The 17,774-nt window shown below is 59.9% G+C and carries 17 protein-coding genes; 15 read left to right on the top strand and 2 right to left on the bottom strand.

What is annotated here, in order from left to right; all coding sequences use genetic code 11:
* The first annotated feature begins 69 nt into the window (after positions 1-69).
* The 3 genes from I6E81_RS05930 to I6E81_RS05920 all read left to right on the top strand — a co-directional run bounded on the left by I6E81_RS05930 (position 70) and on the right by I6E81_RS05920 (position 2,610).
* Positions 70-1,065, top strand: coding sequence for a DNA-directed RNA polymerase subunit alpha (locus I6E81_RS05930; protein ID WP_129072180.1), 996 nt, complete (start codon positions 70-72; stop codon positions 1,063-1,065).
* 38 nt (positions 1,066-1,103) lie between these two features.
* Positions 1,104-1,616, top strand: a complete 513-nt coding sequence (gene rplQ / locus I6E81_RS05925) for a 50S ribosomal protein L17 (protein ID WP_197106437.1) — start codon at positions 1,104-1,106, stop codon at positions 1,614-1,616.
* Between the two features lie 73 nt (positions 1,617-1,689).
* Positions 1,690-2,610 (top strand): tRNA pseudouridine(38-40) synthase TruA, encoded by a 921-nt coding sequence (locus I6E81_RS05920; protein WP_197106436.1) that lies wholly within the window; start codon positions 1,690-1,692, stop codon positions 2,608-2,610.
* Positions 2,611-2,662: 52 nt separating this feature from the next.
* On the opposite strand, the gene I6E81_RS05915 is transcribed toward I6E81_RS05920, so the two are convergent.
* On the bottom strand, positions 2,663-3,715 hold the full coding sequence (locus I6E81_RS05915) for a LacI family DNA-binding transcriptional regulator (RefSeq protein ID WP_197106435.1): 1,053 nt from the start codon (positions 3,713-3,715) through the stop codon (positions 2,663-2,665).
* Positions 3,716-3,996: 281 nt separating this feature from the next.
* Between I6E81_RS05915 and I6E81_RS05910 the strand changes: the two genes are divergently transcribed.
* The 11 genes from I6E81_RS05910 to glmM all read left to right on the top strand — a co-directional run bounded on the left by I6E81_RS05910 (position 3,997) and on the right by glmM (position 14,852).
* Positions 3,997-5,028 carry an autoinducer 2 ABC transporter substrate-binding protein gene (locus I6E81_RS05910; protein ID WP_197106434.1) on the top strand — a complete coding sequence of 344 codons (1,032 nt, stop codon included), beginning with the start codon at positions 3,997-3,999 and terminating at the stop codon, positions 5,026-5,028.
* 92 nt (positions 5,029-5,120) lie between these two features.
* A complete protein-coding gene (locus I6E81_RS05905; RefSeq protein ID WP_197106433.1) occupies positions 5,121-6,635 on the top strand; it encodes a sugar ABC transporter ATP-binding protein in 1,515 nt (504 codons plus the stop codon).
* 1 nt (position 6,636) lies between these two features.
* Positions 6,637-7,653, top strand: coding sequence for an ABC transporter permease (locus I6E81_RS05900; protein ID WP_197106432.1), 1,017 nt, complete (start codon positions 6,637-6,639; stop codon positions 7,651-7,653).
* An 8-nt stretch (positions 7,654-7,661) separates the two neighbouring features.
* Entirely contained in the window at positions 7,662-8,705 is a 1,044-nt protein-coding gene (locus tag I6E81_RS05895; RefSeq protein WP_197106431.1) for an ABC transporter permease, read from the top strand.
* Positions 8,702-9,265, top strand: coding sequence for an RpiB/LacA/LacB family sugar-phosphate isomerase (locus I6E81_RS05890; protein ID WP_197106430.1), 564 nt, complete (start codon positions 8,702-8,704; stop codon positions 9,263-9,265). Before I6E81_RS05895 ends, I6E81_RS05890 begins: the two co-directional genes overlap by 4 nt.
* Positions 9,266-9,291: 26 nt before the next feature.
* Entirely contained in the window at positions 9,292-10,041 is a 750-nt protein-coding gene (locus I6E81_RS05885; protein WP_197106429.1) for a glutamine amidotransferase, read from the top strand.
* Positions 10,042-10,062: 21 nt separating this feature from the next.
* Positions 10,063-11,478, top strand: a complete 1,416-nt coding sequence (locus I6E81_RS05880; RefSeq protein WP_197106428.1) for a rhamnulokinase family protein — start codon at positions 10,063-10,065, stop codon at positions 11,476-11,478.
* Positions 11,479-11,538: 60 nt separating this feature from the next.
* Positions 11,539-12,315, top strand: a complete 777-nt coding sequence (locus tag I6E81_RS05875) for a class II aldolase/adducin family protein (RefSeq protein ID WP_197106427.1) — start codon at positions 11,539-11,541, stop codon at positions 12,313-12,315.
* A gap of 172 nt (positions 12,316-12,487) precedes the next feature.
* Positions 12,488-12,934, top strand: coding sequence for a 50S ribosomal protein L13 (gene rplM, locus I6E81_RS05870; protein WP_197106426.1), 447 nt, complete (start codon positions 12,488-12,490; stop codon positions 12,932-12,934).
* 41 nt (positions 12,935-12,975) lie between these two features.
* Positions 12,976-13,464 carry a 30S ribosomal protein S9 gene (rpsI, locus tag I6E81_RS05865; RefSeq protein ID WP_010203784.1) on the top strand — a complete coding sequence of 163 codons (489 nt, stop codon included), beginning with the start codon at positions 12,976-12,978 and terminating at the stop codon, positions 13,462-13,464.
* Between the two features lie 26 nt (positions 13,465-13,490).
* On the top strand, positions 13,491-14,852 hold the full coding sequence (gene glmM / locus I6E81_RS05860) for a phosphoglucosamine mutase (protein WP_197106425.1): 1,362 nt from the start codon (positions 13,491-13,493) through the stop codon (positions 14,850-14,852).
* Positions 14,853-14,912: 60 nt separating this feature from the next.
* Here glmM and coaA read toward each other — a convergent pair whose 3' ends face one another.
* Positions 14,913-15,860, bottom strand: a complete 948-nt coding sequence (coaA, locus tag I6E81_RS05855; RefSeq protein ID WP_231600380.1) for a type I pantothenate kinase — start codon at positions 15,858-15,860, stop codon at positions 14,913-14,915.
* Between the two features lie 55 nt (positions 15,861-15,915).
* On the opposite strand from coaA, the gene glmS reads away from it, so the two are divergent.
* On the top strand, positions 15,916-17,766 hold the full coding sequence (gene glmS, locus I6E81_RS05850; protein WP_197106423.1) for a glutamine--fructose-6-phosphate transaminase (isomerizing): 1,851 nt from the start codon (positions 15,916-15,918) through the stop codon (positions 17,764-17,766).
* Positions 17,767-17,774: the final 8 nt, after the last annotated feature.

The raw sequence follows: 17,774 nt of genomic DNA, 5'->3' as shown, positions 1-17,774 counted from the left end.
CAACGTCGGGCCAGCCACCCGTCGCCCACAAGTGTCATATAGCGGACACTTCGCCGAAAGGAATTACCAGTGCTGATTGCACAGCGTCCCACCCTTGCTGAGGAGAACATTTCCGAATTCCGTTCACGGTTCGTTATCGAGCCGCTCGAACCTGGTTTCGGTTATACCCTCGGAAACTCCCTCCGTCGCACCCTTCTTTCGTCGATCCCCGGAGCAGCTGTCACCAGCATCCGTATCGATGGAGTTCTTCACGAATTCAGCACCGTCGCCGGTGTCAAAGAAGACGTCACTGAGGTCATCCTTAACATCAAGAACCTCGTAGTCTCCAGCGAGCACGACGAGCCGATCACCGCTTACCTGCGCAAGCAGGGTGCTGGTGAAGTTACCGCAGCGGACATCTCAGCACCTGCCGGTGTCGAGATCCACAACCCGGAACTCGTCATCGCAACGCTCAACGACAAGGCCAAGTTTGAACTTGAGCTGACGATCGAGCGTGGCCGTGGCTATGTCACCGCAACCCAGAACCGCAGCGAGTTCAGCGAAGCCGGCCAAATTCCGGTCGACTCGATCTACTCGCCCGTACTCAAGGTCACCTACCGCGTCGAGGCAACTCGTGCCGGTGAGCGCACTGACTTTGACCGTCTGGTTGTAGATGTTGAAACCAAGTCGGCAATCACTCCTCGCGATGCAGTGGCTTCGGCCGGTCGCACGCTGACCGAACTGTTCGGACTCGCTCGCGAGCTCAACACGGCCGCAGAGGGTATCGAGATTGGTCCTGCACCGGTTGACGCCGTGCTTTCGACCGAACTCAGCATGCCGATCGAAGATCTTGATCTTTCGGTGCGTAGCTACAACTGCCTCAAGCGCGAAGGCATCAACACCGTAAGTGAACTGGTTGCTCTGTCGGAGACTCAGCTCATGAACATCCGTAACTTCGGTCAGAAGTCGGTTGATGAAGTGCGCGACAAGCTCGTCGAGATGGGACTGTCGTTGAAAGACAGCGTTCCCGGATTCGATGGAGCACACTTCTACGGCGGATACGCCGACGACGAGACCAACGCTTGAGCCACTGGCTCGAAACTTTGACACTGGAGAATTAGAAAATGCCTACACCTACTAAGGGCCCGCGTCTCGGCGGTGGACCGGCGCACGAGCGCCACATGCTTGCCAACTTGGCCGCAGCCCTGTTTACTCACAAGAGCATCAAGACAACGGAAATGCGTGCCAAGCGCCTGCGTCCCGTTGCTGAGCGCCTGATCACGTTCGCGAAGAAGGGTGACTTGCACAACCGTCGCCGCGCGCTCGGAATCATCGGCGACAAGACCGTCATCCACGAACTCTTCACGGTCATCGCACCGCAGGTTGAGAACCGCGATGGTGGTTACACCCGCATCACGAAGCTTGGATTCCGCAAGGGTGACAACGCTTCGATGGTTCAGATGGAACTCGTTCTTGAGCCCGTAACGCCCAAGAAGAAGGCTCCGAAGGCTGCCGCTAAGGCTGAGCCCAAGGCCGCTGCAGAAGAGCCCGCCGTAGAGGAAGCTCCCGTCGAAGAAGTAGCAACCGAAGACGTCGCCGTCGAGGATGCTGCTGCAGAGACTGCAGAAGAGAAGTAACTTTCTTCGTTCGAGAAAACCCCGGCTCCGCTTCGTGCGGGCCGGGGTTTTCTTCGTGAAATAGGGTTGGACTATGACTGAAACGGCACCCGCCATCCCGGCGCTAGAGTCGGATGCCGCGCCCTTTGCTCGTCTGCGACTAGATATCGCCTACGACGGTACGAATTTCTTTGGGTGGGGCAAGCAACCTGTGCTGCGCACCGTGCAAGGCACCATTGAAGACGCCCTGGCCGTCATCTTTCGGCGGTTTGGGGTTACACCGCAACTGGTCGTTGCCGGACGCACGGATGCCGGCGTACACGCGACAGGCCAAGTGGCTCACCTTGACCTCACTGAGACTCAGCTGCGCAGCCTCGACCGCCCGCGGCGCGGCAACATGGGCGGCCGGCGGTATGACGGACCGGCCTCTCTGGCACGACGGATCAATGGCATCACGGGCCTCGAGTCCGACATCTTTGTTACCCAGTCAGTGATCGCAGCGGACGGGTTCGATGCCCGATTCTCGCCCCTCTGGCGACGCTACGAGTACCGTATTGCCGACAATGAGTCACCGCGCGACCCACGTCAACGCAATCACACACTCTGGTACCCGGCCACGCTCGACGTGGACGCGATGAATGTGGCGGCGAAAGAGCTTCTCGGGCTCCACGATTGGGCTGCCTATTGCAAGCCCCGCGAAGGTGCCACGACGGTGCGCAGCCTTGAGCGATTCAGCTTTACCCGCACCGATGAGGGCATCATCCTCGCTGAAGTGCGCGCCGATGCGTTTTGCCACAGCATGGTGCGGTCGCTGGTGGGAGCCGGAGTCTTTGTGGGACAGGGCAAGATTGATGCTTCGCGCCCTGCCGACATCCGCGATGAACGTTCGAAGGGCAGCGAATACAAGGTCATGCCTGCCAAAGGACTCACGCTTGTCGAGGTCGGTTATCCGCCAGATGAAGAACTGCACGCGCGTGCAGAACTCACGCGATCACGTCGTGAGTTGATCGACTAGTCACCGCGGTTGCTGGCTGCGCCGCCGCCGTTGCCTCGTGCCTCGTGCCTCGTCAGTGCTGCGCGGGCGCCCGAAGGTCGGTGGAACGTCGCACGACGAGCTCGGGCGGGAGTACCTCTTGGCGGTGGGTGTGGGAATCTTCTCGCGCTGAGTGCTCAATGAGCAATCGTGCAGCGCGCGTGCCGAGTTTGTCGATGGGTTGGCGCACTGACGTGAGCGGCACAACCCAGTCGCGGGCGAAGTCAATGTCGTCGTAGCCGACGAGGGCAACATCCTCTGGCACGCTGAGCCCCGCGTCGATAAGTCCGCGGTAGACGCCGAAGGCGAGCATGTCGTTACCGCAAAATACGGCGTCGGGGGTGTCTCCCTCGAGAAGAAGTTCTGCTGCTCGGCGGCCGTCTTGGATTCCGATCCCTGACGTGCTGACTTCAATCAACGACACTTCCGGATCCATGCCAGCCGCAATGATCGCTTCGCGTGCGCCTTGGGCGCGATCGGCGAACTGACGGAGCCCGGTTGGTCCTCCGACGACAGCGATGCGGGTGTGGCCTAGCTGCAGCAGGTGTTCGATTGCGAGGCGCCCGCCTGCGACGTTGTCGACGGAAATGGAGCAGTGTTCTGGGCCGCCGTTGTAATCGAGCAACACGACGGGCAGATCACCCGGGAGGTCTTTGTAGGGGTCGGAGTCTTCGTCGAGGCTCGCAGGTGCCAGTAGTACTCCGCGGACGCGCTGGGCGGCCAACATCGCGAGAAGTCCGGACTCGCGGGTGGTGTCACCTTCGGAGTTGCAGAGCATCACCACGTGGCCCGATTCGCGAACGGTGCGCTCGATGACGTGCGCGGCTTCCATGTAGAAGGGGCTTTCGATATCCAGAACAACAAGCCCGATGACGTTGCTGGAGGCTCCTGTGAGCACGCGGGCTTGCTGGTTGGGCACGAAGCCCAGTTCGGCAATCGCTTTCTCTACTGCGGCGCGGGTGCGAGGGTGGACGGTGTCGGGTCGGTTGATCGTATTCGACACGGTGCCGGTCGAAACCTGGGCCAGCGCGGCGACATCGCGGATCCCGGCGGGCGACTTCGATGTCGCAGTGTCGGGGGTACTCATGGATAGCTCACTTCTTGTGCATGGTTCGGGTGCTGCAGGTTTCTCACTCTAAGGGCATTGCTCGGGTGCGCCGCGTAAGGGTGCAGTCGAGGTTCTCGTAATCGCATCGTTGTGATCATCTCTGCCTAGCGGTTGCATATCGGTATTTGTCCAGTGTACGTTTGAACCGCTTTAAAAAATGAACCGGTTCAAATTCTCGACCGGGCGCAATGACGCGAAAGTGCTGAGGCTCTAGGCGCTGCGTCCGCGCAACACTGCACTCACACCAAAAGGAGAAACACATGAAGCAACGTCGCTTTGCAGGCCTCGCGATCGGTCTCGTGGCCGTCGTAGGACTCGGCCTCGCCGGATGTTCCGCTGACGCCGACACTTCCACCGCATCCGGGGAAGACGCCTACACAATTGTTATCGTCCCCAAGGACTCGACTAACCCGTGGTTCGTTCGCATGGAAGAGGGCGTCAACAAGTTCGCCGCTGATTCCGGCAACGATGTTTACCAAAAGGGCCCCGCTGAGACGGATGCCACACTGCAGGTTCAGGTCATCCAAGACCTCATCGCTCAGGGTGTAGACGCTATCGGCGTCGTACCGGTTGACCCGGGAGCACTTGAGACCGTCTTGAAGCAGGCCATGGACGCCGGCATCGTTGTTGTCACCCACGAAGGTGCCAGCCAAGAAAACACGATGTACGACATCGAAGCCTTCAACAACACCCAGTACGGCGCATTCATCATGGACAACCTCGCTGAGGCAATGGGCGAAGAGGGCACCTACGCCACGATGGTTGGCCACGTAACGAACGCTTCGCACAACGAGTGGGCCGACGGTGCAGTTGCTCGTCAGGCTGAGGCGTACCCCAACATGACGCTGCTTGCTGCTGAGCCGCGCGTTGAGTCGCAAGACGATGGAGAGGTCGCCTACCAGGCTGCCAAGGAACTCCTCAAGAAGTACCCCGAAGTAACCGGCATCGTCGGAACCTCGTCGTTCGACGCTCCTGGTGTCGCTCGTGCGATCGAAGAACTTGGCCTCACCGGCAAGGTCTTCGTCAGTGGAACCGGTATGCCGGCCGCTAACAAGTCGATCCTCGAAAAGGGCCTCGTCAAGACGCTGACCCTCTGGGACCCAGCAGACGCTGGTTACGCTCTGGCATCGCTCGCCGAGCAGATCCTCGATGGTGAAGACATCGCCGACGGTGTAAACCTCGGAGTCACCGGTTACGAGAACATGACGTTCGCTGAAGGTAGCGACAAGGTCCTCGAAGGTAACGGCTGGGTAGTTATCGACAAGGACAACGTAGATAGCTTCGGCTTCTAAGCAGTCCTGTTTTCGCGATCAGGGCAGAGCGAACATCCGTTCTGCCCTGGTCGCACCCCCACGATTTATTCACGCGCGGAAAGGACCGGACGATGGTAGATAACGTCATCGCGGTACGCGATATCGGTAAGGCTTTCGCTGGCGTTCAAGCGCTTGATGGCATCACCCTAGAGATCGCTCCCGGAGAGATCCACTGTCTCGCCGGAGAGAACGGCAGTGGCAAGTCCACGCTGATCAAGGTCATGTCTGGTGTGCACGCCCCCGATACCGGAACCATCGAACTGAACGGCAAAACGTTCTCGAAGCTGTCGCCCATCGAGGCGATCTCGAACGGTGTTCAGGTCATTTATCAAGACTTCTCCGTTTTTCCGAACCTTACGGTGATGGAAAACCTGGCGCTCAACGCCGAGCTCGCCGCCCACCGCACTTTCGTGAGTTGGAAGCGAATGCGGGCCGTCGCCGAAGAGGCGATCGCCAAAATCAACTTCACGATCGACCTTGACGAAAAGGTCGGCCAGCTTTCTGTCGCGCAGAAGCAACTCGTTGCTATCTCCCGCGCTCTCATGAGCGACGCAAAACTCATCATCATGGATGAACCAACGACGGCTCTAACGAAGCGAGAGGTTGACGCGCTCTTCGCCATCATCCTCGATCTCAAGGCCCGGGGAATTGCGACGCTGTTCGTGAGCCACAAGCTCGATGAAGTCTTCGAAATCAGCGAACGCTTCACGATCATCCGCAACGGTAAGTCAGTTATCACGTGCTTGCCGGAGGAACTCGATCACGCGACGTTCTCGCACCACATGACTGGTCGTGAATTCGACGACAACCATTTCGTTCCCGAGCACGTCTCGGACGAACCCATCCTCGAAACCCGCGGCCTCGGCGTCAACGGCGCCTTCGCAGATGTCGATCTCACTCTTCGCAAGGGCGAGATCCTAGGAATCACCGGGCTGCTTGGTTCTGGGCGAACTGAACTCGCGCTCTCGCTCTTCGGTGCGAAGCCCGCTGACTCTGGTGAGATCCTGATCAATGGCGAAGTCGTCGATGTGAACAGCGTTCGCTCCGCCATCGCCCACGGGATTGGCTATGTTCCCGAAGACCGCCTCACAGAGGGTCTCTTCCTCGAGCGTTCCATTAGTTCCAACATCGTGATCTCCGAGCTCGATTCGTTCGTCTCGAAGTTGGGGGCACTCGATCAGCGCAAGGCGGATGCCGAAGGCCAGCGTTGGGTAGACGAACTCAAGATCGCGACGCCCAACCCCGCTAACGCGGTGAACACTCTTTCGGGAGGAAACCAGCAACGCATCGTGCTGGCGAAGTGGCTCGCTACCCACCCGAAGATTCTGATCCTCAACGGCCCAACGGTCGGAGTAGATATCGGGTCGAAGCACGACATCCATCGCATCTTGCGCACGCTTGCGAGCGAAGGTCTCGGCGTCATCATCATCTCCGATGACATCCCTGAGGTCATCCAGAACTGCAACCGGGTCATGGCGATGAACGCAGGACGAATCGTGGCGGAAATCGACCCGCGCACGACGACCGAATCCGAGCTCGCCGAGCTCATGTCGAAAGACCCGAGCACTATTGACGGGAAGGGCTGAGATGGCCAAGTTAGTGCGAAAGCTCACTAAATCAAACGAGTTCTACCTCTTGCTCGTGATCATTGCCGTGAGCATTGTCATCCAGTTGCGGAGCGGTCAGTTCTTCTCCGCTAATAACCTGGTCGACCTTGCGAACGCGATGGTTGTTCCCGGCATCTTTGCGGTTGGCGCCTTCATGGTGCTGGTGGCCGGCGGAATCGATGTTTCGTTTCCGGCGCTGGCTTCGCTCTCGGTCTACGCGACCACCCGCGTGCTCGTGGATGCGGGCTATTCCGGGGGAGTCTGGCTCCCGTTCCTGCTAGTCATTGTGGTTGGCGCGATCCTCGGAGCGTTCAACGGACTCTTCACCTCGAGGTTCGTGGTGCCCGTGCTCATCATCACTCTCGGTACCGCGAGCGTCTTCTCCGGAGTCATGCAGGGCGTTTTCAAGTCGGTGCAGATTCCGAACCTGCCGCAGGGGATGAGTGACTTCGGCCGGTCAACACTGTTCGTGGCGACAAACCCCGAATCTGGGCTTACGTCCAACATGCCGATGGCCTTCCTCATCTTGGTTGCCGTTGTTGCCGTTGCCTTCGTCGTGATGAGATACACCACCTTCGGCCGTGGTCTCTACGCGATTGGTGGTGACGAAAGTGCTGCCGCTCGTGCCGGCTTTAAGGTGCGCAAGATCAAGTTCTGGCTCTTCGTCATCGTGGGAATCATCGCGAGCCTCGCCGGACTGGTGCGTACGAGCATGATGGACCAGATGCATCCGACGAACCTGCTCGGTATGGAGCTCATGGTCATCGCGGCGGTCGTGCTCGGCGGCGCCTCCATTACAGGAGGAACCGGAACACTGACCGGCACGATGCTGGGAACGCTTCTGATCGTGATTGTGCAAAACAGCATGATCTTGGTCGGCATCCCCACCTTCTGGCAAGGCTTCGCGCTCGGCACCCTGATCCTCGTCGGAACAGGTATCTCGGCCGTGCAACTCACCCGATCACGCAAACGCGCACCTGCGCTGGTTCAAGGATAGGGACGGCAATGTCAGCTCTTACGACTCTTACGCCTCTTCGGGATCGCCTCACTCGCGATCCGCACGTCACGCGCCTCGCCGTGATTCTCGTTCTGCTCTTGACGTTCTTCATGCTCGTCAAGACCAAGAACTTCTTTGGAATCGCGACGTGGCAGTCGATGGCTGTTCAGTTCCCCGAGTTCGGCCTCATGGCTCTCGGGGTGATGCTCACCATGATCATTGGAGGAATCGACCTCTCCGTGGTCGGTGTCGCCAACATGACGGCCATTGGCAGCGCGACCCTCATGATGTCAATCGCGCCCACCGGCGCCGACAGCCCCCAGGGCTACTTGGCTGTTGTCGCGGCGATCGCGTTCTCGCTCATTGTGGGAGCGATAGCCGGCGCCTTCAACGGGTTCTTGATAGCCAAAGTGAAGATCCCCGCCATTCTGGTGACGCTCGGAACGTTCGAGCTCTTCACCGGTATCGCAGTCATCATCACGGGAGGAAAGCCCGCAAGTGGCCTTCCCGCGCAGTACGGCGAGATCATGGCGCAGCGCGTCTTCGGGATCATCCCGATGCCGCTCATCATCTTCATCCTTGCCACTGTCGTGATCGCTCTGATCATGTACAAGACAGCATTCGGCACCAAGCTCTACATGCTGGGATCGAATGAGACGGCGGCACGGTTCAGCGGGCTCAAGACCGACAACCTCATCATCCGTACCTACATGACCTCGGGCATTTTTGCCGCCGCTGCCGGTCTCGTGATGCTCGCCAACTACAACTCGGCGAAGGCTGACTATGGCTCCACGTACACCCTGCTCGCCGTGTTGATCGTGGTGTTGGGTGGCGTGAACCCGAACGGTGGATCAGGTCGACTGTCTGGTGTGATTCTCGCGGTCGTCGTGCTGCAGGTTCTCTCCTCGCTGCTCAACACTTTCCCGAACATCAGCAACTTCTACCGCCCGCTGATCTGGGGTGGAGTGCTGCTTCTCGTCATCGTGGTGAATCAATGGACTAAAAAGAACAGGCTCTCTCGTCTGTTCGGTGTGAAAGGAAATAAATCATGAAGCTAACCAAGGACCGCCATGTAGTTGTGGGCGCTGACTTTGCCGGATTCCCGCTTAAAGAGGCCGTCAAGCGCCACTTGGAAGCACGGGACTGGACCGTCACTGACCTGACGCCAACGCTCGACGACATCCCGATGTACCACCGTGCCGGTTTCATGCTCGGAGCCAAAATCGCCGAGGGCGAGTTCGAGAAAGCTCTCGCGTTCTGTGGCACCGGAATGGGCATCCACGTTGCTGCCAGCAAGGTGCCTCACGTGCACGCCGCCGTCTGCGAAAGCGCTCCGGCAGCGCTTCGTGCAGCCACAGCCAATAACTGCAACCTCATGGCCATGGGCGCGTTCTACATTGGCCCGCGCCTCGGAATGGCGATGGCGGATGCGTTCCTTGAGAACAACTTCGGTGACGGTTACGAAGACTGGGAAGGCTTCGCTGACTACCACATGGTCGGTTACGAGGAATGCGAAAACTTCGACTACCAGGCGTACAAAGACAACGGCTTCGAGGTCGTAGGGGAGCGCAACGTTTCCATGGGGCCTGAGCCTCGCGGCCTCGCTTACTAACCGAACGAATAGCCACAGGGAGAGACATGGCGAAGGTATTACTCGCAGGAGAGTCATGGTCGACGACGTCGATCCACACGAAGGGCTTTGACTCTTTTGTCACTTCCGCGTACGCCGAGGGGGCAGATGACTTCATCGCTGCGCTGAAGTCAGCGGGTAACAGTGTTGAGTTCCAACCCAACCACGTTGCGGCCGAACGATTCCCGACTACCGCTGAGGAACTCAGCCAGTACGACGTTGTCGTGCTCAGCGATATCGGCGCTAACACGCTCTTGCTGCCCAACGGCGTCTTTGCCAAGGGCGAGCGGATTCCTCATCGCCTCGAAGTATTGGCCAAGTGGGTGCGCGACGGTGGATCGCTCTTGATGGTTGGCGGCTACCTCAGCTTCCAAGGCATCGAAGCGAAAGCGAACTACCGCAACACAGCTCTCGCGAGCATTCTTCCCGTCGAAATGGAAATCGGTGACGATAGGGAAGAGACTCCGCAGGGCGTCGAAGCGACCTCACTCGGTAATCACCCCGCGACCGCAGGGCTGCCGACCTCCTGGCCAGCAGTACTCGGTCATCACCGTTTGGCGGCACGGGGCAGCGCGCAGACCCTTGCGACCGTCGGCGACTTTCCCCTTCTCGTCGTGGATGGAGAAGGGTTAGGTCGTGTCGCGGCCTTCGCCAGCGACATGGGCCCGCACTGGTTGCCGACCGAGTTCTTGGAATGGGACGGCTTTGCCCCCATGTGGAACCAGCTCATCTCGTGGCTCGCTCGCGAGTCAGACTAAGCACGGAGCGAGTGAGATTTGATGGTGGGCCATGTTGTTGCTCTCGATTGTGGCGCGACTAGCGGCCGAGTAATTCTGGGCGAAGTCGGCCCCAACCAGCTGCGCACGGCAACGCACGCGCGCTTCGCTAACCGTCCGGTGAGCGTGCGCGGCCGCCTGCACTGGGATGTGCTCTCGCTATGGCAGGGCGCGCTCGACGGACTCACCTCCGCGATCCGTGAAGTGCCGACCATTTCGTCGATAGCGACCGATACGTGGGGCGTCGACTACGGGCTGCTGCGCGACGGGCAACTGCTCGGCAATCCACGGCACTACCGCGATGAACGAACCGGCGCCGCGATCGAGCACGTGGAGTCGATGAGCTCGCAGGCTGAGCAGTACGCGGCAACGGGCATCCAGTTCATGCCGATCAATACGATCTACCAACTTGCAGCCGACGCGGCAGAAAATCGGCTCGGGCTAGCTGACACCGTTCTTCTCATGCCTGACCTCTTTACCTACTGGCTGAGTGGGACCAGCATCGCCGAGACCACAATGGCCTCAACGACCGGACTGCTCGATGTGCACACTCGGCAGTGGAGCGACAGTCTGCTTGACGTCGCCGGAGTGCGGCGCGAACTGTTGCCCGAGCTCGTGATCCCGGGTACTCGCGTTGGCGAGCTGGACACGGATGTCGCTACCCAGGTGCGCGCAGAGTCACCCATCGAGGTGGTTGCGGTTGGTTCGCACGATACGGCCTCGGCGGTGACGGCGATTCCGATGCAACCGGAGACGGCAGCATTTATTTCGTGCGGAACGTGGGGACTGGCCGGTGTCGAGTTGGAGAGCCCCGTTGTTACCGAGGCGGCCCGTACCGGTGGGTTCACCAACGAGGTCGGCGTCGATGGACGCATTCTTCTCATGCGCAACGTCATGGGGTTGTGGATTCTGAGCGAAGCAGTGCGCCAGTGGGAACGCGACGGCGAAGCGATCAGTTTGCCCGAACTTATTGAGGCAGCCTCCGCTGTCTCCGACGCGATGCCCGTAGTCGACGTCGACGATCCTCGATTCTTGGCGCCAGGCAATATGCCTCGACGGATCACTGCGTGGTGCACGGAACGCGGCATCCGCCCACCGGGCAATCGCGCCGAAATGGCCCGCTGCATTATCGAATCGCTCGCCCAAGCTTTCGCGGATGCCGTGCTCAGCGCTGGCTCGCTCGGTGACGTCCCCGTAAAGACGATCCACATCGTTGGCGGCGGATCCCTCAACCGGTTGCTGTGTCAGCGCACCGCTGACCGCGCGGGAATCCCCGTTCTCGCGGGCCCGGTCGAGGCGACAGCACTCGGCAGTGTCCTTGTTCAAGCGCGCGCGATGGGGCACATCTCGGGCAGTCTCGACGCGCTCCGCGATCTCGTGCGACGCACGCATCATCCCGTCAGCTATACGCCTCGCTGACACCCCAACTTTCTCTGAATTCGCCTCACCCCTGAATTCGCCCAACAAAGGACTGAAAAGATGACCGCACGAATTGCTCCCGACCTCGTTAGTGCCGACCTGCTGGGACTCACCACCCGCCTCGGCCTGCCCGAGCGCGACCTCGTGATTCTCGCTGAAGGCAACACGAGTGAACTGATCGCTGATGGCACGATTATCGTCAAGACGTCGGGTTCATCGATGCAGAACGCAACGGCAGCAAACTTTGTCAGTGTCGAAATCGAGCCTCTCCTCGAGGTGCTGCGTGATCCGAATGCCAGCCAGGACCGATTGACTGCCGAACTGGATGCCGGTGAGGTCGACGGTCAGCGGGTGCGGGCATCCATTGAGACTCTCATTCACGTTGCGGTGCGTGCGTATGCCCCGGCGCGGTACGTGGCTCATACTCACCCGACCGCTGTTGTCTCGCTACTCGCGAGCGTTCACGCGGAGACTTCATTTGCGGATGCGGTCTACTCTGACGAACTCATGGTCTTGGGTCGCAGCCTCTACATTCCTTATGCTCAGCCCGGTATCGAGCTCGGCCAGTTGTTCCTCACGCGACTCGGTGAGCACGTTGAGCAGCATGGTGAGGTCCCGTCGCTGATCCTGCTCGGCAACCACGGCATTGTTGCCATCGCTGACACGGCGGAGGGTGCCGAAGCGATTTCCCTCATGGCTGTGAAAAGTGCACGGGTGCGCCTCGGTGCGTTGCAAGCCGGCGGAATCGCTAGTCTGAGTGCGGAAGTGACCGCCCACTACTTCGATCGCCCCGACTTCCGTGAGCGCCGCGCTGCTCTCACCGGCACCACCAAATAGTCGCATTGGCGTTTGCCGCCGGGCCACAGTTCCGCTAGAGTTGACCCTTGGTGTCTGCACTATAGGGTGCGGCATCCGATCATGAGCCCTCCAACCGGCATTGTTTCTTCTGAAACAACCATCGGAGCGGGATTCACGAACACCTCACTCGATCAATGAAAGCAGCACTATTGTGACGCGTACATATTCGCCCAAGCCCGAAGACGTCAAGCGGGAATGGGTCATCATCGACGCCGCCGACATCGTTCTCGGTCGTCTCGCCAGCCACGCAGCCATCTTGCTCCGTGGAAAGCACAAGGCCACCTTTGCTCCGCACATGGACATGGGTGACTTCGTCATCATCATCAACGCTGAGAAGGTTGCCCTCACCGGTTCCAAGCTCGCGCAGAAGAAGGCTTACCGCCACTCCGGTTACCCGGGTGGGCTCACGGCCACCACGTACTCCGAGCTGTTGGAGAAGCACCCCACGCGCGCCGTTGAAAAGGCCGTCCGCGGAATGCTCCCCAAGAATTCACTCGGTCGCGCTCAGCTGTCCAAGCTGAAGGTTTACGCGGGTACTGAGCACCCTCACGCTGCTCAGCAGCCGACTCCGTACACCCTCACCCAGGTCGCTCAGTAGCGCCCGCGCTTTACTAAGCAAAGATAAAAGGACTTATTACAGTGGCTAAGATCGAAGATTCAATCACCGAGGGTGCACCCGAGTCGTACACGACCGAGTCGGCAGCAGTTGAGGCGCCCAGCGCACCTCGCCCCGTTCTCACCGTTCCCGGCGCAGCCGTCGGACGTCGCAAGCAGGCAATCGCCCGCGTGCGTCTCGTTCCCGGTTCGGGCACCATCACGGTCAACGGCCGTGAGCTCGCCGAGTACTTCCCCAACAAGCTTCACCAGCAGCTAATCAACGACCCGTTCAAGGTCCTTGACCTGCTCGGCGGTTACGACGTAATCGCACGCATCACCGGTGGTGGCCCCTCGGGTCAGGCCGGCGCACTGCGTCTCGGTATCTCTCGTTCGCTCAACCAGATTGACGAAGAGAACAACCGTGCGATCCTCAAGAAGGCTGGCTTCCTTACCCGTGACGCTCGCGTCAAGGAGCGTAAGAAGGCTGGACTCAAGAAGGCCCGTAAGGCTCCGCAGTTCTCGAAGCGCTAACCCGCTTTCCCTGCTAGCAGCAACGCATGGCACGTCTTTTTGGTACAGATGGTGTTCGCGGATTAGCGAACAGTGATCTTACTGTCGAGCTTGCACTCGGCCTGGCTCAGTCGGCAGCAGTCGTACTGGGTCAGGGTCGAGTTGCTGATGGTCGGCGCGCTTCAGGCCGCCGTCCCGTCGCAGTTGTTGCACGCGACCCCCGCGTATCCGGCGAATTCATTTCCGCCGCAGTGTCCGCGGGGCTCGCGAGCTCGGGCGTCGATGTCTTCGACGCCGGAGTAATTCCCACCCCGGCAGCAGCGTTCCTCGTTGCCGATTTCAAAGCCGACCTCGGAGTCATGATCTCCGCGTCGCACAATCCCGCCCCCGACAACGGAATTAAGTTCTTTGGTCAGGGCGGCTCCAAACTTCCCGATGAGGTCGAAGACCGCATCGAAGCAGCCCTCGCCGCACCGAGCCTGGCTCCCACCGGCATCGAGGTTGGTCGCATCCGCCGGTTCGCCGATGCTGAAGATCGTTACGTCGTGCACCTGTTGTCGACGCTGCCCAATCAGCTAGCGGGCATCCACGTCGTTCTCGACTGCGCTCACGGCGCCGCGGCCGGCGTCTCACCGCAGGTATTCACGGATGCCGGTGCCAAGGTCACCGTGATCGGTGCAGACCCCGACGGCATCAACATCAATGAGGGTGTCGGCTCGACGCATCTCGACAACCTTGCCTCTGCAGTCCTCGCTCACGGTGCCGATGTCGGCATCGCCCACGACGGTGACGCTGACCGTTGCCTCGCCGTGGACAAAGAGGGCAACATCGTCGATGGCGACCAGATCATGGCAATTCTTGCCGTCTCGATGGCAGAGCGCGGTGTGTTGCAGGACCGCACACTCGTCGCGACTGTCATGAGCAACTTGGGGCTCCGCCGCGCAATGGCTGAGCACAACATCAAGATGCTCGAGACGAAGGTCGGCGACCGCTACGTGCTCGAAGCTCTGGGAGAGCATGGGCTGTCCCTTGGTGGAGAACAATCTGGCCATGTCATCATGACCAAGTTTGCTACCACCGGCGACGGCATCCTCACTGGTCTTCATCTGGTGGCCGAAATGGCGCGCACCGGCAAAACGCTGGCTCAACTCGCCGCTGTGATGACCGTCTACCCGCAGGTTCTTGTGAACGTTCGCGGGGTTGACCACCACTCGCTCGGTTCCAACGCCGCTATCGCTGACGCGGTAGCTGCTGTGGAAGCCGAACTGGGTGACACAGGGCGCGTACTTTTGCGGGCATCTGGCACCGAACCCATGATCCGCGTCATGGTTGAAGCAGAGCACCACGAGGTCGCTCAGCAGATGGCGGATCGTCTTGCCGCCGTTGTGCTCGCTCAACTCGGCTACTAACGAGAGTTCCCACGGCACGTCGTCGTTACCTGCGTGTGCACCCGGCGTGACCGCGATTCTCTAGGTCTTGCGCAGCAAAACCTTTGAGACTGCATGGTCGGCATCTTTGCGAAGAATGAGCGATGCCCGTGGTCGTGTGGGGCGAACGTTCTGGATGAGGTTGGGCTCGTTGGTGCGCTTCCACACTTCTTGAGCGCGTGCGCGGGCTGCACTCTCGCTGAGGTCGGCAAAGCGGTGAAAGTAGGATCGCGGGTTGCTGAACGCACCGCGCTGGAGTCTCAGGAAGCGCTCCTCATACCAGTGCGCAATGTCGCTCGTGCGGGCATCCACATAGATGGTGAAGTCGAAGAGGTCACTGACGGCGAGGCTATTTCCCGCGCTCGGTGGTTGCAGCACGTTGAGGCCTTCGACGATGAGTACGTCGGGTTTGCGCACAGTCACGGCCGCATCCGGAATGATGTCGTAGGCCAGATGAGAATAGAAAGGGGCGCGCACCACAGGCTCGCCGGCTTTGATCTTGCTCACGAAGCGGAGCAGCGCTCGGCGGTCGTAGCTTTCAGGAAACCCTTTGCGTTCGAGGATGCCGCGGCGTTCGAGTTCTGCGTTGGGGTGCAGGAAGCCATCGGTGGTGAGGAGTTCGACGCGTGGTGTGCCTTCCCAGCGGGAGAGCAACTCGCGGAGCAGCCGGGCGATCGTGGACTTTCCGACGGCGACCGACCCTGCGACACCAATGACAAATGGGGTGCGCCCGGTGGATGCTCCCAAGAACTGGGTGGTCGCGGAGTGCAGCTGTTGGGCGTTCTCTGCATACAGATTCAAGAGGCGACTGAGGGGGAGATACACCTCAGCAACTTCGGTGAGGTCGAGTTCGTCGCCGAGTCCGCGCAACTCAATGAGCTCCGCCTGGGTGAGGGGAACTTTCATTTTCGGGGCAAGTTCAGCCCAATCGCTCCGATCGATTTCTAGAAAGGGAGAGATGTGACCGTGTCCGGAGCCATGTTCATGCATCCCGAACATCCTATCTGCGCACGGATACCCAGCTTGGGGAACTAAACTCGTCTCCATGTGTGGAATCGTTGGTTACGTTGGTAACGAAAAAAGCCTTGAGGTTCTCCTCGGCGGTCTAAAGCGTCTCGAATACCGGGGTTACGACTCCGCCGGTGTTGCAATCATTGATGAGGCTGGAGTGCTCGGAACGCGCAAGCGTGCCGGCAAGCTGCAGATGCTCTTGGATGACCTCGAAGCCGAGCCTCTGAGCAACGGCGCCACCGGTATCGGCCACACTCGCTGGGCGACCCACGGTGGCCCCACCGATGTGAACGCACACCCGCACTTGAGCCGTGATTCAAAGCTCGCGCTCATTCACAACGGCATCATCGAGAACTTCTCTGAGCTGAAGAACGAGCTGCTGCTTGAGGGCGAAACTTTCATCAGCGAGACTGACACTGAGGTGGCGGCGCTCTTGGTTGGGCGCGAGTACGACAAGACGGGTGACCTCACTGCAGCGATGCAGAGCGTTGTTGCGCGTCTCGAGGGTGCCTTCACTCTTCTTGCCGTGCACCAAGACCAGCCTCGGGTTGTTGTCGGCGCTCGCCGCAACTCGCCCCTCGTTATCGGTTTGGGCGACGGCGAAAACTTCTTGGGCTCTGACGTTGCGGCTTTCGTGGAGTTCACCCGCCGCGCGGTTGCGATCGGCCAGGACCAGATCGTGACGATCCGTCCTGACTCCGTTGATGTCATCGACTTCGATGGCAACCCTGTTGAGGTCGAAGAATTCGATATCGCGTGGGACGCCTCAGCATCCGAAAAGGGTGGCTGGTCGAGCTTCATGGCTAAGGAAATCAGCGAAGAGCCGGATGCCGTAGCCAACACCATTCTTGGTCGTGTTCAGGATGGGCTGGTCAAGCTCACCGAATTCGAGCCCCTCGGAGACGATGTCATTGCGAACATCGACCGAATCGTCATCATTGCGTGTGGAACCGCGGCCTACGCGGGAATGCTCGGCAAGTACGCCATTGAGGCGTGGGCGCGCGTTCCTGTTGATGTTGAGCTCGCTCACGAGTTCCGCTACCGCAACCCGATTTTGACGGACCGCACTCTCGTGATCTCGATCAGCCAGTCGGGCGAGACCATGGACACGCTGATGGCGGTCAAGTTCGCTATGGAGTCCGGCGCGAAGGTTGTCTCGGTGTGCAACACGCACGGCGCAACGATTCCGCGTGAATCGCACGCTGTTGTCTACACGCACGCTGGTCCTGAAGTTGCTGTGGCATCCACGAAGGCTTTCGTTGCCCAAGCGACCGCGCTGTACTTGATTGGTCTGCACATCGCGGGCGTGCGCGGCACGCTCAGCGAAGAAGAGATTCGCGACAATGTGACCGAGTTGCAGGCTATTCCCGACAAGATCTCTGAGGTCTTGGTGACCTCGCAGTCGATCAAGCAGCTTGCGCACTGGATGACGGATACCCAGTCGGTGCTCTTCCTCGGTCGCCACGTTGGCTACCCGATCGCGCTCGAGGGTGCACTCAAGCTCAAGGAGCTCGCGTACATCCACGCTGAGGGGTTCGCCGCAGGCGAGCTCAAGCACGGTCCGATCGCGCTCATCGAGCCTGGTCAGGTTGTCTTCGTGATCGTTCCGAGCCCGCGCGACCCCAACTCCTTGCACAAGAAGGTTGTCTCCAACATTCAGGAGATTCGTGCTCGGGGCGCTCGCGTTATCGCGATTGCCGAAAAGGGCGACGCTGCAGTGCTGCCGTTCGCCGATGAGGTTATTCCGATTCCGTTGGCTGGTTCGTTCTTTGAACCGCTGCTTGCTGTCATTCCGTTGCACATCTTCGGCATGGAGCTTTCTGCTGCGAAGGGACTCGACGTCGATCAGCCTCGCAACCTCGCGAAGTCTGTCACCGTCGAATAGGTTTCACC

Origin of the sequence: Salinibacterium sp. NG22 (genome assembly GCF_015864925.1) — a bacterium.
Lineage (GTDB): Bacteria > Actinomycetota > Actinomycetes > Actinomycetales > Microbacteriaceae > Rhodoglobus.
The sequence above is the reverse complement of the archived record's forward strand: the minus strand, read 5'-3'. Positions and strand labels throughout refer to the sequence as shown.